The sequence below is a fragment of the Pseudaminobacter soli (ex Li et al. 2025) genome (genome assembly GCF_029892515.1).
GTDB classification, from domain to species: Bacteria; Pseudomonadota; Alphaproteobacteria; order Rhizobiales; family Rhizobiaceae; genus Pseudaminobacter; species Pseudaminobacter soli_A.
In genome coordinates this window covers 64,510-78,067 of sequence record NZ_JARXVF010000005.1, presented here as the reverse complement: position 1 = coordinate 78,067, position 13,558 = coordinate 64,510, and the positions used below count along the sequence as shown (strand labels likewise).

Below are 13,558 nucleotides of genomic sequence, written 5' to 3'. Positions count from 1 at the left end.
TGGGGTGCTGTTGCTGCTGCTGTAGGTGGTGGGGCGCAGAGAGCCTGAGAAGCTGGCGCACCCGACAGGATTCGAACCTGTGACCTCTGCCTTCGGAGGGCAGCGCTCTATCCAGCTGAGCTACGGGTGCCTGGCCGAAGCTGAAGAATCGCCTCGACAAAAATCAGTCGCTGGCCGACCGATCCCGCGCTTCATAGCCGATGCGTTCGCCGGCATCAACGGGGAAATGAAGTCGCGCTGTTCGGTCCGGGTTCCTACGACCGCGCTTCCGCGAAAGAGACGAGGCGGCGGCGCCTTTCGTCCCACAGCGCGAGATTGACGCTGGCCAGGCTCTTGCCAAATGTGAGCTTGACGCGTTCGCTTGCCGCGCGGAGCTCGGCACTGTCATTGAAGCATGCCTGCAATCGATAGAACGGGACGCGGCTGCAGAGATGATGGATGTGGTGCAGGCCGATCGAGCCGGTGATCCACTGCGCGGCGCGCGGCAACACGTACCAGGAGCTGCCGCCAAACGCGGCGACATGCAAATCCCATGCCTCGCCCTTGTCCCAGCGCGTCTCCTCGAACTGGTGCTGTATGTAGAACAGCCAGCCGCCGACCCATGCGCCCATGACCACCACGGGCAACACCGCAAACATAGCAGCCCAGCCCGACAGCCAGACTAGCGCGCCGTAGAAAGCCACGAGCGCCAGGTTGAGCCCGCCCGCGCTGCGCCATGCATCCACGCGCGGTATTGCCTCATTGTATGGAAGCCGATGCACTATGAGAAAATAGAGTGGAACACCAAGGACGATGAGGACCGCCGGATGCCGGTAGATGCGATACATCAGCCTTTGGCGGGTGTTCATCGCTTCGTATTCGGCGACGGTCCTGGTGTTGATGTCGCCGATGCCGCGCTTGTCGAGATTCCCCGAAGAGCCGTGGTGGATGGCGTGCGCCTTCTGCCAAAGCGTGTAAGGGGTGAATGTAAGCACGCTGAGCGCGCGCCCGATCAGGCGATTTGCCAGGCGCGAACTGGTGAAGGAGCCATGACCGCAATCGTGCTGGATTGCGAAAAGCCGGACCAGAAATGCCGCGCAAGCCGGAGCCAGCAGCACCACCAGGGCCCATCGCCAGCCGCCGAGCAACGGCCCGGCATAGGCGGTCAGCCAGACCAGTGTCGCGCCGATCGCCAGGAAGGGGACGAGCGTGAGGGCCAGCTCGACTGTCGCGCGGCCGTTGTCGGGATCGCGAAAGCGCTGGCAATGTGACACGAGCCGACGAACGAGTGCCCTTTCAGCCGCATGATCGACTGTGGGGGAGACTCCGTCTGAAGGAATCCGGCCGTCCTCGTTGGACAGCATCAGCTGGTTCATTCGGGCTCCGAGCTTCTTGTTATCGATTGGCGCGCATGTCGCGCATCTGTCATTAAAGCGCGGCCGAAGCGATAGCTAGCAAAACCGCTGTGGCAAATTGGCTTTGATCTCGCGGTTGCTGATCTTGTTCGGTCCGGATGCGGATTGCCTCTTGCCGCCGGCCGCGTTACTCAATCGGCATGTCGCTCGAAACCGTCCGTGCCTTCTTCGCCGCCAATGCCCCGGACATTGCCGTGATCGTCACCGATGCGAGTTCGGCGACGGTCGCGCTGGCTGCCGAAGCGCATGGGGTTTCGCCGGAGCAGATCGCCAAGACGATCTGCCTGCGGGCGGGCGATACGACCATGCTGATCTTGGCGAGCGGAACCGCCCGGCTCGACAATCGCAAGTTCAAGGATCGTTTTGGCGCCAAGGCCCGCATGCTGGGGGCGGAGGAGGTGGTGGAAGCCACGAGCCATCCGGTCGGCGGCGTCTGTCCGTTCGGCCTGCCGCAGCCTTTGCCCGTCTATTGCGATGTCAGCTTGCAGGCTTTCGGCGAGGTCGTGCCGGCTGCCGGCGCCACCAATGCCGCGGTGCGTCTCACCCCGCAGCGCATGGCCGACCTCACCGCCGCCGAATGGGTGGATGTCTGCCAGTGACGCCTCCTGTCAGTGGGCGCCGGCATATTGCTCGGCCGGCGGCGTGGCGCTGACCAGGGCGTGGATCGCCATGCAGTGGTCGATAAGGTTGTCGCGCGCGGCCACGAACTGCCTGAGCGGCGTTTCGATCGGGAAGAAATAGATATTGGCGATGAAGCCGTAGATCGCGGCGTCCACGGTAGTGGGCGCAGGCCCATGCAGAAAGCGGTTCGACGGGATGATATCGGCCAGGACCTGCAGGTCGGCCAATCCCCGCGCATAGGCATCCGCCGGCGCATAGCGCCCGATGCCCTGATAGTAATATCGCATCGAATTGAACTCCTGCGCACTGCGCAGCGCATCTTCGCTGAGGCCCGGATGCTGCGCCAGCAGCGCATCGTGGAAGGCCGGCCAATAGTGCTCGTCCTGCCAGCGCGAATAGGACATGACCCAATAAAGGTCGTCCAGCATGCGCGTGATCAGGTGGTCGGTATGGTGCTGGGCCAGGGTCAGGCCGCTGTCGATGGCAAGGCCGTATCTTTGGATGAGATGGGCGATGATCGTTTCGCTGTCACCGATAGCCTCGCCGTCGTCGTCGATATAGGGCAACTGGCCGCGCGGCGCGCCCGATGCGTCGAAGATGTGCCGGTGGGTGAAAGGCACGCCGGTCAGCTTGAGGAAGGCAAAGACCTTGAGGCCATAGCCGTTGTTGTCGGCCACGCCGAAGAGCTCGGGATAGGAATAGAGCGTGATCATCGCATCCCTCCATGTTGCGGCCGGGTCGAAGCTGCCCCCCAAATGCGGATATTGCCGCGTCCGTTCGATCGACAAGAGGCGCTGGCGTCAGTGGTCCATATCGGCGGCAAATGCCAAATAGCGGTGGATGCGCCAGACGCCGTCTGCACCCCGCTGAAACACATCCATGCCTTCATCGGTGGTCATGGAAGCCTTGCCGCCCATTTCGGTCGTCAGGGTCCAGGTCAGCCGGACCACAGCGAGATCGCCGGAAACCAGTATCTCGTGAATATTGGTTGCATAGGCGAGCTTCCGGTCGGTTTTCGCCAGTGCGTTGCGCAGCCGCTTGCAGATCTCCCCCTTGCCGGCATTCGGCGTGGTGCGGACCGTTGCAATGACGTCGTCGGTGAAAAGATCACAGACCTCGTCCGCACGGCCCTCGTTGAAGGTCTTCGTCCAGTTATCCAATTGGTCACGTATCGCTTGTTCATCCGAGCCCGCAGCGGCAAAAGCCGGCGCGCTCAACAACTGCCACGAGAGCAGGGTGGTCACGAACGGCTTCATCCTCTTTGGCCTCCGGTCGCATGTTCGCTGTGAGATCATTTAGGGCTGCTGTGGCGTCCGGCACGTCACCGGCGTCGGCCTTATGGTCGCGCCCTCGCCATGTGCGTATCGGAGCGCTATGAGGGACGAATGAAACCAGCCGACCTCAATGCCTGCGGTGCCGATGTACACTCTTGAGCGTGTCGAGACCTTCGAACAGGAAATCAAGAAGAGCCGCTTTCTTGGCGTCGCCGGGCCGATTGCGAGCGAGGCGGCGGCGAAGGATTTCATTGCCGCCCATTCCGACCTGGCCGCCAACCACAATTGCTGGGCCTGGCGCATCGGACAGAGCTATCGCTTCAACGACGATGGCGAACCGAGTGGCACGGCCGGCAAGCCGATCCTGCAGGCGCTGGACGGGCAGTCGCTCGACAATGTCGCGGTGGTCGTCACGCGCTGGTTCGGCGGCATCCTGCTCGGCAGCGGCGGGCTGGTGCGCGCCTATGGCGGCACGGCGGCCTCCTGCCTGCGCGCGGCCGCGAAAGTGCCGATCGTCGCCGCGATAGAGGCGAGCATCACCTGCGGCTTCGGCGATCTCGCGCTGGTGCAGGCGCGGCTGGCTGCGCGGCCGAGTGTAAACATCATGGCCGAGACTTTTGGCGCGGACGGAGCCGAGCTTGCGGTGACGCTGCCTGAGGCGGACGTGCAGGACATCGTGCGCATGGTGACCGACATCACCAGTGGCCGGGCGGTAATCAAACTGCCGGACTGAGGGCGTCCTGCCTCTGATTGCCGTGATGGCGGGGCGTGACGAAAAAATCGTCTACGCGGCGGCCTGGCTCTCCAGGAATTTGCCGATCCGGTCCAGCGCGCGCAGGATGTTCTCCTCCGAATTGGCGTAGGAGAGGCGGATATAGCCTTCGCCGAGCACGCCGAAATCCGGCCCGCCGATCAGCGCCACGCCGGCATCCTCCAGAAGCGCGCTGGCGAGCTTCTTGGATTTCCAGCCCGTGCCGGCGATGTTCGGGAAGGCGTAGAAGGCGCCCTTGTGCGTGATGCAGGAAATGCCGGGCAGGGCGTTCAGCCCCTCGACCACGACTTTGCGGCGCCGGTCGAAGGCGCGCATCATCTTCTCCACTTCGTCTTGCGGCCCGTCGATGGCCGCGACGCCAGCCCACTGGCTCGGCGCGTTGACGCAGGACCAGCAGTTGACGGCCAGCTTGCGCACCTTGTCGTAGAGATGCGCGCCCTTCTCGCCGTTCGGCCAGATCGACCAGCCCATGCGCCAGCCGGTCATCGCCCAGGTCTTGGACCAGCCGTTCAGCACGATCAGCCGGTCGCGGATTTCGGGAAATTCCAGCAGCGAGCAGTGCTGCTCGCCGTCATAGGTCATGACGTCGTAGATCTCGTCGGAGAGGATCGCGACATGCGGATGCGCCTCCAGCCCCTTCACCAGCTTTTCGATCTCGGCGCGCGGGGTGACGCCGCCGGTCGGGTTGGCGGGCGAGTTGAGGATGAGAAGCCGCGTCTTCGGCGTGATCAGCGCCAGCGTTTCTTCGGCCGAGAAGGCAAAGCCGTTGGCTTCGCGCATCGGCACCGGGATTGGCGCAGCACCCGTGAACTCGATCATCGAGCGGTAGATGGGAAAACCCGGATCGGGGTAGAGGATTTCGGTGCCCGGCTCGCCGAACATAAGGATCGCCGCAAACATGGTGGGCTTGCCGCCGGGCATGATCATCACGCTCTCGGGCGACACTTCCACGCCGGTGGTGGCGAGCGTTCGCCGCACCACGGCTTCGCGGGTGGCAAGCAGGCCGTTAGCCGGCGTGTAGCCATGGTGGCCGTCGCGCAGCGCCTTGATCGCCGCTTCCACGATGTGGTCTGGCGTGCGGAAGTCCGGCTGGCCAATGCCGAGATTGACGATGTCGCGGCCTTCATGGGCAAGCTGGGTGGCGCGGGCCAGCACGGCAAAGGCGTTTTCCTCGCCGAGACGGTCGAAGGCGGCAATCGTTTGGAGCATGGTTCACGCCTGTGTGGTTCTTTTGTACGGACTCCGTTTTTGTGAGGCTTTCGGGCAACGAAAGTCAATCATAAGGGAACATCGAATGACGACCGATCTGACAAACTGGCAGCCGCGGCCGCGGCCCGAGCGGAAGGTGCTCGAGGGGCGCTATGTGCGGCTTGAGCCGCTCGACCCGGCAAAACATGGCGACGGGCTGTTTGCGGCGTCGTCGGTGCCGGATGCCGCTGATCGTTTCCGCTGGCTGCCGGAGTATTCGCCGGAAACCCGCGAAGGCTTCCAGCCTTGGCTCGACAAGGCGAAGGCCAGCGAGGACCCGCTCTATTTCACCGTCATCGACAAGGCGAGCGGAGAGATTGCCGGCCGCCAGACCTTGATGCGCATCGATCCGGCCAACGGCGTGATCGAGATCGGCAACATCTATTGGGGGCCGCTGATCTCGCGCAAGCCCGCCGCCACCGAGGCGCAGTTCCTGTTCATGCAATATGCCTTCGACGAGCTTGGCTATCGCCGCTACGAGTGGAAGTGCAACAACGCCAACCAGCCGTCGAAGCGGGCGGCCGAGCGTTTCGGTTTCAAATTCGAGGGAATTTTCCGCCAGCACCTTGTCGTGAAGGGCAAGAATCGCGATACGGCGTGGTATTCTGTCATCGACGGTGAATGGCCTGCGCTGAAACGCGCCTATGAGAACTGGCTCGATCCGGATAATTACGACGCCGACGGCCGGCAGAAGAAGCGGCTGGAAGATTTTCGCGCCGCAATAGACGCTTGATCACGGGCATGCCCGTGAACGGACAGGATTGGAATTGACGATGGATACAGGCAACCGCAACTCAATGATCGCCGCGCTGGTGATCATGCTCGGGTTCGGCCTGTTCGCCTATTTCCTGCCCACTATCATGCTCGCTGCCGCCGGCATTTCCCCGGTGGCGGGAGTTGCCGTCGTGGTGGCGTTCATCATGTGCTTCTTCATCGTCTTCTGGCTGCGGGCCCGCAGCCAGAACCGCAAGCAGGACTGACGCTTTCCTGAATATCAGCCGACCGCCTGCAGATCCCGGGCGCGCGGCAGCGTCAGTGTCACGCGCAGGCCGCCCTCGGGGCGGTTGCGAAGCGTCACCTCGCCGCCAAAGCTGCGCGCCGTGTTGCGGGCGATGGTCAGCCCAAGGCCAAAGCCGCCGGTCTGGCGGTTGCGTGAGCCCTCCACGCGCGTGAAGGGGCGGAACACCTTGTCCATATGGTCGGCGGGTATGCCCGGGCCGTCATCGTCGATGGTCAGCACGATGTTGCTGTCCGTCTGCGAAAGACCGAGGCGCGCGGTGCCGCCATATTTGATCGCATTCTCCACCAGATTGGTGACGCAGCGGCGCAAGGGCACGATGTGGCCCAGGCAAACCAGTCCGCGCGCGGGCTTGGGCTGGTCGAAGACGACATTGGGGTTGTCGTCGGTGATCGAGTCGACCAGCGACCAGAAGTCGATGCGTTCGAGCTCGCCTTCATGGCCGTTGGGCGTGGCGAAGTCGAGCACGGACGACGAGATGGCCTCGATGTCGGCGAGGTTGTTCATCAGCGCCGCCTTGAGCGGCGACTTGCGCAGAAGCTCGAGCCGCAGGCGGATGCGGGTCAGCGGGGTTCGCAGGTCATGCGCAAGTGCCGCGGCCAGAAGCTCACGATCCTCGACATATTCGCGCAGCTTGGCCTGCATGGTGTTCACGGCACGCGCCGCAGATTTGTATTCGCTGCTGCCTTCCTCGGGCAGCGGCTGGCTTTTCAGGTCCTCGCCGATGCGCTCGACCGCGCTTTCGAGCGTGCGATAGGGGGCCGTCAGCCGTCGCAGCAGCCAGATCGACAACAAGACCACCGCCGCCGCGGCTGACGCAAAGAGCGGCAGGTTCTGGATGGTCAGCACCGGACTGAGAGGGGTGGAGGGCATGATGAAGTTCAGCCACTGCCCATCGTTGAACTGAATAGAGGCGATCAGCGTGTCGCTTTTGGTGAAATCGGCGGCCAGATTGAGCAGTTCGCGCTCGATGCTGCCGACATCGTCCCTGTCCAATGGTTTGTGGGGGTGAGCGGGACCGTCTGGCTGTACCGGGGATTCGCGCCGCACCCGCGCTTCCTGCACGCCGTATTTCGTGAGCCGCCCGACGATGATGTCCTCCATCTCGGCCATCTCGTCGTCGTCGGGGATCGTGGTGGTTATGGCCGGCGTGTCCGACATCGTCAGCACGTAGGGCGGCACCGAAAGCCCGGCCGCCACCTTCTTGCGATCGTCCGGCGTCGCCGCATACATCAACTTGACCAGCGACTGCGCCCGGTCGTTCAGCCGAAACAGGTCGAGGATGTTGTTGGAAGCCACGCGCTCGCGGGCGACGATCGAAAGCGTCAACACCTGGATGGCCAACAGACCCGCAATGACGATCAGCAGGACCCAGGCAGGCAGCGAGCGGGGCAGCAGCCACTTCATTCGGCTAAAACCTCGGGCACGAACTGGTAGCCGCCGCCGCGCACGGTCAGGATCAGCTTGGGCGAGCGCGGATCGTCTTCCATCTTGCGGCGCAGGCGGCTGACCAGAATGTCGACGCTGCGGTCGTAGCTGTAATCGCCGTTCTGGTTCGACAGCTCGATCAGCTGTTCGCGGCTGAGCACGCGCTGCGCGCTCTTGGCCAGCGTCAGCAGCAGGTTGAACTCGGCCGTCGTCAGCTCGACCCGCACGGCATCCGGGTTGAGCAGTCGGCGGCGACCGGAATCCAGCGTCCAGCCGGCGAATTTGAAGATCTGCTGCATGGGCTTGTAGCTGGCGCCCGGCTCGGCGCGCCGGCGCAGCACTGCGCGCGACCGCGCCAGCAGTTCGCGCGGGTCGAAGGGTTTCGGCACATAGTCGTCGGCGCCCATTTCCAGCCCGAGCACGCGGTCAATCGTTTCGGTGACGGCGGTCAGCATGATGATCGGCACGGTCGAATGCGTGCGCAGCTCGCGGCAGATGTCCAGCCCGCTCTTGCCGGGCAGCATCACGTCCAGGATGATCAGGTCCACCGGCGCGCGGCGCAACGCTGCCTGCATTTCGTCCTCGTCGCGGGCTGCCGAGACGCGCATCCCGTGCTTCTGGAAATACTCCTGGAGCAGGTCGCGGATTTCCTTGTCGTCGTCGACGATCAGGATATGGGCATCGGTTTTCAAATTGGCATTCCGTCTTGGCGGGAAATTCCGGCGCCAGAATAGAGCCATTCACGGTCAGATTGAAACCGTTCTGTTGGGCCGTCAGCAGGGCAATCAGGTCAGCGAGCGGCTGTTACAATCCAGAAACAAAATGCTGCAGAGCAGAAAAACGCGGGACATGGCGACCCGTCATAAAGACCATGCTGCAACACACCGGTTCAAGGAACGTCATGCAAAAGCTAGGGACCAGTTCGATCGTCGTTCTGCTCGCCGCGCTTTCGCTTGGCGCTACGGCCGAACAACCCCTGGCGGGGACGACCTCCAGGATTGTTCAATGCAATCGGCTGCAGCAGCAATTCGCCCATGCGATTACCGAGCACGCGGAGGCAAAACGGGCCGCCGAAGCGAAAGCTCTTCAACGGAAGGCCGCCAAGTTCTGTGCCGGCAGACGCCAGGCACAGGGCATACGGGCCTACGCCAACGCTCTGAAGATGCTCGGTGTCCAACCGATCGAACCTTGATCGGCTGAGTACAACCCCCCAGGCCCCTGTCAAAAGGAAACTGCTATGACCCTCTCCAAGTCCCTGATTTCGGCTCTCGGCCTGACCGTTGCTCTGGCCTTCTCGGCTCCGATGTTTGCCGCCACCAGCGCCAACGCTGCCGGCACGACCGCCACCACGGACACCAATGCTCCTGCTCCGATGAAGGAAAAGAAGCATCACAAGAAGCCGGTCCACAAGCACCACAAGAAGAGCGAGGCCAAAAAGTCCGCTTACTAATCGGCAAAGCCGGTCAGCCGGTTAGCTGATAGGGCCGAAATGCCCAATTCGCTCTGGTCGCTGCCACGACCAGGGCGAATTTCTTTTGCCAGGTGCCATCATGAAGAAAGGCCGCGCGTTTCCGCGCGGCCTTTTGATTGATAGGGTCAGCGAACGGTTCGCTGTGCTCTAAGCGCTGAGGCTTGCCGTCAGCAGCAGCAGGCCAAGTACCAGGACCAGGCCGGCGCCGCCGATTTCGAAGGCTGCGTGTACCCGGTTGCCCATCCGCCCGTCGCCGGCAAAGGCGACTGCCCAGTTCTTGGCCGTGACGGCCAAGATGGCGAGGGCCGAGACCGTGATGGCGGTGCCGACAGCCATGGCGACCACCGACAGGACGCCGCCGGCCCAAAGGCCGTTGAGGAAGGCGAAGGTCAGCACGATCAGGGCGCCGGAGCAGGGGCGCAAGCCCACCGCGGTCACGGCCGACCAGGCGGTCTTCCAGTTGAAATTGTCGCCCGAGATCATTGCCGGGTCCGGCAGATGCGAGTGGCCGCAGCTGGAGCACACCATGCCAGCGCCATGGTCATGCGCATGGTGTGAATGATCGTGGTGCGAATGGTCGTGATGGTGGTGATCATGGTCGTGGTGATCGCAAGCGCCGTGATCGTGATGATGATGATCATGATCATGGCCATGCGCGGGGTGATCGTCATTGGCATGCACGAGCGCATGCGAATGCGAAGGATGGCTGCAGCTGTGGTCGTGGTGATCGTGCGAATGCGAATGCGCGTGGGCATGCGCCGCCGAGAGGCTGTGAGCCGGGTTGGCGCCGATCAGCCCGCGCACGCGCGGCCAGGCCTTCTGCCAAAGTAGCCATGCGCCGAACATGCTGATCATCACATAGCTTGCAATCTCAAGGAACCAGGTCGCGTTGGTCATCGAGATGGATGTGCCGCGCAGTACCAGGAACAGGAGCGCCATCATGACGATCGCCGTTCCTGCCTGCAGGAAGGCCGAGATGAAGGACAGCATGATGCCGCGCCGCAGCGCCACTTCGTTGGCCAGCAGATAGGAGGAGATGACCGCCTTGCCGTGACCCGGCCCGGCGGCATGGAAGATGCCGTAGGCAAACGACAGGCCGACCAGGATCCACACCTGGCTGCCGTCCTGGCGCATTGCCTTCAGCGAGTTGGTGAGCGAACGGTAGAACGTCTGCTGCTGTACATTGATCCAGTTCATCAGGTGGGCAAACAGGCCGGTCGAGGGGATGGTCGCCTCGTTGGCACCGATGCCGAGCGAACTTTGCGCATGCGCGTGGGGGGCAAGCTGGGTAAGCACGCAGACCGCGATGAGGGCGGCAAGCAGCACGCGTCCGGTCGTCTTGTTCACGGGCTTTATCCTTGGGCTGGGCAGTTGAGTTCCAGTCGGGTGGCGAAAATCTTGCTCATGTCCGTGCCCTGCGGATCGTTGAAGAACGCATCCGTCAGCTTGGACTGGTTCTGCTTGATCGCCTCATCCGGGTCGGGACGGACGACGGTGCGCGTGCATGTCGGGGGCAGATTTTCGACCGCCATCTTGTCGTCGTCGACAAAATCGATCGCGGTGTAGAAGGTTGGGTCGTAGACGCCGAAATCGACCTTGCCGGACAGCTTGAGCGGCTGCTTCGGCTCGGATTCGAACGCGATGATGAGTTGGTCGTGGTCGAAATTCGCGATCAGCTTGGCCGGCGGCTTCATCTCCACGTCCTTGTCGTTGAGCGTGACCATCTGGAAATAGCCGTATACCGCAAGCGACTTGTAGACCGTGTCCGCGACATCCTTCAGCTCGGCATCGTCGAGCTTGAGGTCGGAGTTCTTGTCGAACTCCATCAGCACGGTGGAGGAAAACAGCTCGTCGAAGCGCCAGACGTGACGCAGCGATTTCACGGTGTGGTCGGGATTGACGACAACGTCGAGGCGCGCCTCGGCAAAGACATGCGGATGAACACGTGCCGGCAGCGTCGAGGCGAGGAGGGTGGTGGTGGCCGTGGCCGTGGCCAGAATCGCCATTCTCATTCTGACGTTCATAGGCGGTAGCGTTCCTGTGGGGATTCGGATTACCGAGCGTTAACAGAATCCCGGCGAAATTGGGACCGGCCCGCCGCCAAACGCGTCGTCCCGAAGGCCGCAGCCGGCTTCGGGACGAAATTAAGCCTTGATTTCAGAATGTTACAATACGTGTTGGACTGAGCAGAAAAAGGTCGGCCAAGCTACTTCGGCTTGAACCACTGCACCAGATAGTCGACGAAGACGCGCACTTTGGCCGGCAAATAACGCCTGTGCGGGTAAACCGCGAAGATGCCGCCGCCGGACAAAATGCGGTCGTCCAGCACCGGAACCAGCCGTCCCGCCTCGATGTCGGGTGCAGCGATAAAGTCGGGCAGGATGGCATAGCCGAGGCCGGAAAGTGCTGCCGCGCGCGTGGCCAGCGGGCTGTTCACTTCCATCTGCCCGGCAACCGAGACGCTGACCGTCTCGCCGCCGTCGCCGAGGAATGGCCAGTTCGACAGCCAGCGGCCGTTGGTGTCGATGATGCAGGGCATGCCGGCAAGATCCTGCGGGCGCGTCGGGCGCCCATGCTTTTCGATCAGCTCGGGCGAGGCGCAGATCCTAACCGTGAAGGGCGCCAGCCTTCTTGCGATGAGGGATGAGTTTTCGAGCCGCGAGATGCGGATGGCGAGATCGAAGCCTTCCTCGACCAGATCGACGAAGCGGTCGTCGAGCTGGATTTCGAGTACGATGTCGGGGTGCGCCTTGGCGAAATCTATCAGCGATTGGCCGATCGGCGCATCGGCAAAGGTGCGCGGCGCCGAAAGCTTGATGCGGCCCTTCACGTCGCCGGAGGATTCGCGCACCGCATCGGCCAGGCTGTCGACCTCGCGGATGATTTCCGAAGCGCGCCTATAATAAGTGTGCCCGGCCTCGGTGAGCGAGAACTGGCGCGTGGTGCGGTTGAGCAGCAGGGCGCCCAGCTCGTCTTCCAGCTCGCGCACATATTTGGAAAGCAGCGCCTTCGAGCGGCCGATCTTGCGCGCGGCGGCCGAAAACCCCTCCGCCTCGACCACGTCGATGAAGGCCCGCATGCGGGTCAGCGTGTCCATTGGTTCAATCCTTGGTTTCGAGAATGCGCCGGCCCAGCGCAATGAGCTGACGGTCGCTGCTGGCGGGGCCCAGCAGCGACAGCCCGAACGGCGCGCCGTCGACCGTGCCGAGCGGCAGCGAGATCTGCGGGAAGCCGGAAAGGCCGGAGAGGCACAGAAGCCGCAAGGCACGCTCGCGATAGGCAAGCAGGCTGTCGGGCGCCTCGCTCTTGAGCGGCGCGGCGCCGGGGACGGTCGGCAGCACGAGGTAGCCGTCTTTGCCCAGCAGGGCGCCCAGCTCTTCGCGGAAGCCAGCGCGGTATTCCCGCGCTTGCGCCAGCGCGGCATCGTCCACCGTCTGGCCGAAGCGGAAGCGGTCCTCGACGCTTCTGTCGAGGCTGCCGGGATGCGTTTCGATCCAGCGGCCGCGGCTCTGCCACGCCTCGCGCGCCTGGATCTTTCGGAAGCACCAATAGAGGTCGTCGCCACTGTGGCTGAGCGGCGTAGCGGTCTCAACGTCGCCGAGCGCGGCGGTCACGATCGAGAGCATGCGGCGGTATTCGGCGGCTTCCGCCGGGCCGAAGACGAGCTCGTCCAGCGCGGCGAGGCGGAGCAGGCGAGGGCGTGCCCGGTCGCTCCGCTCGTCGTGCGACGAGGGGGCAAGCATCACCTCCGTCACCGCCTCATAGACATCCATATCCCGCGCGAACCAGCCGACGGTGTCGAGAGAGGGGGCCAGCGGCATCACCCCGTCGAGCGGAATGCGGCCATGCGTGATGCGGAGGCCGATCAGGCCGCAGAAGCTGGCAGGCGCGCGGATGGAGCCGCCGGTGTCCGATCCCAGGGCGATGTCGGCGAGCCCGCCCGCCACCGCCGCGGCTGAGCCGGACGACGAGCCGCCGGTCACGCGGTTGGGCGCGGCCGAATTCATCGGCTGAGGAAAATGCGCGTTCTGCCCCATCAGCGAGAAGGCGAATTCGTCGGTTTGGGTCTTGCCAAGGAAATGCGCGCCGGCGTCGAGAATCACTTGCACAGCCGGCGCGGACCGCGTGGCTGGCGAGCCTTGCGCATAGGTGTCGAGGTTGCCACAGCCGGTGCGATAGCCAGCCACGTCGTAAATGTCCTTCACACCCAGGCCCAGCCCCGCCAAGGGGCCGGATTGTGCATTGGAAACAGCCACTTGCGGGTAGTCCAGAAAAGCGTTCAGGCTGTCGCGCATCGGCCCCATCGTTCAACAAATCGTCGTCTTTGCGCCA

At 63.4% G+C, this 13,558-nt stretch carries 16 protein-coding genes and 1 tRNA gene; 6 read left to right on the top strand and 11 right to left on the bottom strand.

Annotation, left to right across the window (positions count from 1 at the left end; genetic code table 11):
* Positions 1-53: 53 nt before the first annotated feature.
* Positions 54-130: transfer RNA gene (locus tag M2281_RS19980), tRNA-Arg, on the bottom strand.
* A gap of 124 nt (positions 131-254) precedes the next feature.
* Positions 255-1,355: a fatty acid desaturase gene (locus M2281_RS19975; protein WP_280822940.1), complete on the bottom strand. Its 1,101-nt coding sequence runs from the start codon at positions 1,353-1,355 to the stop codon at positions 255-257.
* Positions 1,356-1,534: 179 nt separating this feature from the next.
* Here M2281_RS19975 and M2281_RS19970 point away from each other — a divergent pair, with 179 nt between their 5' ends.
* A complete protein-coding gene (locus M2281_RS19970; RefSeq protein ID WP_280822939.1) occupies positions 1,535-1,993 on the top strand; it encodes a YbaK/EbsC family protein in 459 nt (152 codons plus the stop codon).
* A gap of 9 nt (positions 1,994-2,002) precedes the next feature.
* Here M2281_RS19970 and M2281_RS19965 read toward each other — a convergent pair whose 3' ends face one another.
* Both M2281_RS19965 and M2281_RS19960 read right to left on the bottom strand, forming a co-directional pair.
* The gene (locus tag M2281_RS19965; RefSeq protein ID WP_280822938.1) at positions 2,003-2,728 is read right to left on the bottom strand and encodes a glutathione S-transferase family protein; all 726 of its coding nucleotides are present in this window, start codon (positions 2,726-2,728) and stop codon (positions 2,003-2,005) included.
* A gap of 87 nt (positions 2,729-2,815) precedes the next feature.
* Positions 2,816-3,259, bottom strand: coding sequence for a YybH family protein (locus tag M2281_RS19960; protein WP_280822937.1), 444 nt, complete (start codon positions 3,257-3,259; stop codon positions 2,816-2,818).
* A 175-nt stretch (positions 3,260-3,434) separates the two neighbouring features.
* On the opposite strand from M2281_RS19960, the gene M2281_RS19955 reads away from it, so the two are divergent.
* Entirely contained in the window at positions 3,435-4,022 is a 588-nt protein-coding gene (locus M2281_RS19955) for an IMPACT family protein (RefSeq protein ID WP_280822936.1), read from the top strand.
* A gap of 51 nt (positions 4,023-4,073) precedes the next feature.
* Here M2281_RS19955 and M2281_RS19950 read toward each other — a convergent pair whose 3' ends face one another.
* Entirely contained in the window at positions 4,074-5,270 is a 1,197-nt protein-coding gene (locus M2281_RS19950; protein WP_280822935.1) for a pyridoxal phosphate-dependent aminotransferase, read from the bottom strand.
* A gap of 85 nt (positions 5,271-5,355) precedes the next feature.
* Between M2281_RS19950 and M2281_RS19945 the strand changes: the two genes are divergently transcribed.
* The gene (locus tag M2281_RS19945; RefSeq protein ID WP_280822934.1) at positions 5,356-6,042 is read left to right on the top strand and encodes a GNAT family N-acetyltransferase; all 687 of its coding nucleotides are present in this window, start codon (positions 5,356-5,358) and stop codon (positions 6,040-6,042) included.
* 40 nt (positions 6,043-6,082) lie between these two features.
* Positions 6,083-6,289 carry a hypothetical protein gene (locus M2281_RS19940; RefSeq protein ID WP_280822933.1) on the top strand — a complete coding sequence of 69 codons (207 nt, stop codon included), beginning with the start codon at positions 6,083-6,085 and terminating at the stop codon, positions 6,287-6,289.
* A gap of 14 nt (positions 6,290-6,303) precedes the next feature.
* Here the strand turns inward: M2281_RS19940 and M2281_RS19935 are convergent, their stop codons facing one another.
* Together M2281_RS19935 and M2281_RS19930 are read right to left on the bottom strand one after the other, a co-directional pair.
* On the bottom strand, positions 6,304-7,734 hold the full coding sequence (locus tag M2281_RS19935) for an ATP-binding protein (RefSeq protein WP_280822932.1): 1,431 nt from the start codon (positions 7,732-7,734) through the stop codon (positions 6,304-6,306).
* Positions 7,731-8,447, bottom strand: coding sequence for a response regulator transcription factor (locus M2281_RS19930; protein ID WP_280822931.1), 717 nt, complete (start codon positions 8,445-8,447; stop codon positions 7,731-7,733). Before M2281_RS19930 ends, M2281_RS19935 begins: the two co-directional genes overlap by 4 nt.
* Positions 8,448-8,626: 179 nt before the next feature.
* Here M2281_RS19930 and M2281_RS19925 point away from each other — a divergent pair, with 179 nt between their 5' ends.
* Entirely contained in the window at positions 8,627-8,947 is a 321-nt protein-coding gene (locus M2281_RS19925; RefSeq protein ID WP_280822930.1) for a hypothetical protein, read from the top strand.
* A 45-nt stretch (positions 8,948-8,992) separates the two neighbouring features.
* Positions 8,993-9,205, top strand: coding sequence for a hypothetical protein (locus M2281_RS19920; protein ID WP_280822929.1), 213 nt, complete (start codon positions 8,993-8,995; stop codon positions 9,203-9,205).
* A gap of 168 nt (positions 9,206-9,373) precedes the next feature.
* Here M2281_RS19920 and M2281_RS19915 read toward each other — a convergent pair whose 3' ends face one another.
* The 4 genes from M2281_RS19915 to M2281_RS19900 all read right to left on the bottom strand — a co-directional run bounded on the left by M2281_RS19915 (position 9,374) and on the right by M2281_RS19900 (position 13,530).
* Positions 9,374-10,582: a nickel/cobalt transporter gene (locus tag M2281_RS19915; RefSeq protein WP_425537772.1), complete on the bottom strand. Its 1,209-nt coding sequence runs from the start codon at positions 10,580-10,582 to the stop codon at positions 9,374-9,376.
* On the bottom strand, positions 10,579-11,232 hold the full coding sequence (locus M2281_RS19910; RefSeq protein WP_425537771.1) for a DUF1007 family protein: 654 nt from the start codon (positions 11,230-11,232) through the stop codon (positions 10,579-10,581). The genes M2281_RS19915 and M2281_RS19910 overlap by 4 nt, the downstream gene beginning before the upstream one ends.
* A gap of 200 nt (positions 11,233-11,432) precedes the next feature.
* A complete protein-coding gene (locus tag M2281_RS19905; RefSeq protein ID WP_280822927.1) occupies positions 11,433-12,323 on the bottom strand; it encodes a LysR family transcriptional regulator in 891 nt (296 codons plus the stop codon).
* A gap of 4 nt (positions 12,324-12,327) precedes the next feature.
* Entirely contained in the window at positions 12,328-13,530 is a 1,203-nt protein-coding gene (locus M2281_RS19900; protein WP_280822926.1) for an amidase, read from the bottom strand.
* Positions 13,531-13,558: the final 28 nt, after the last annotated feature.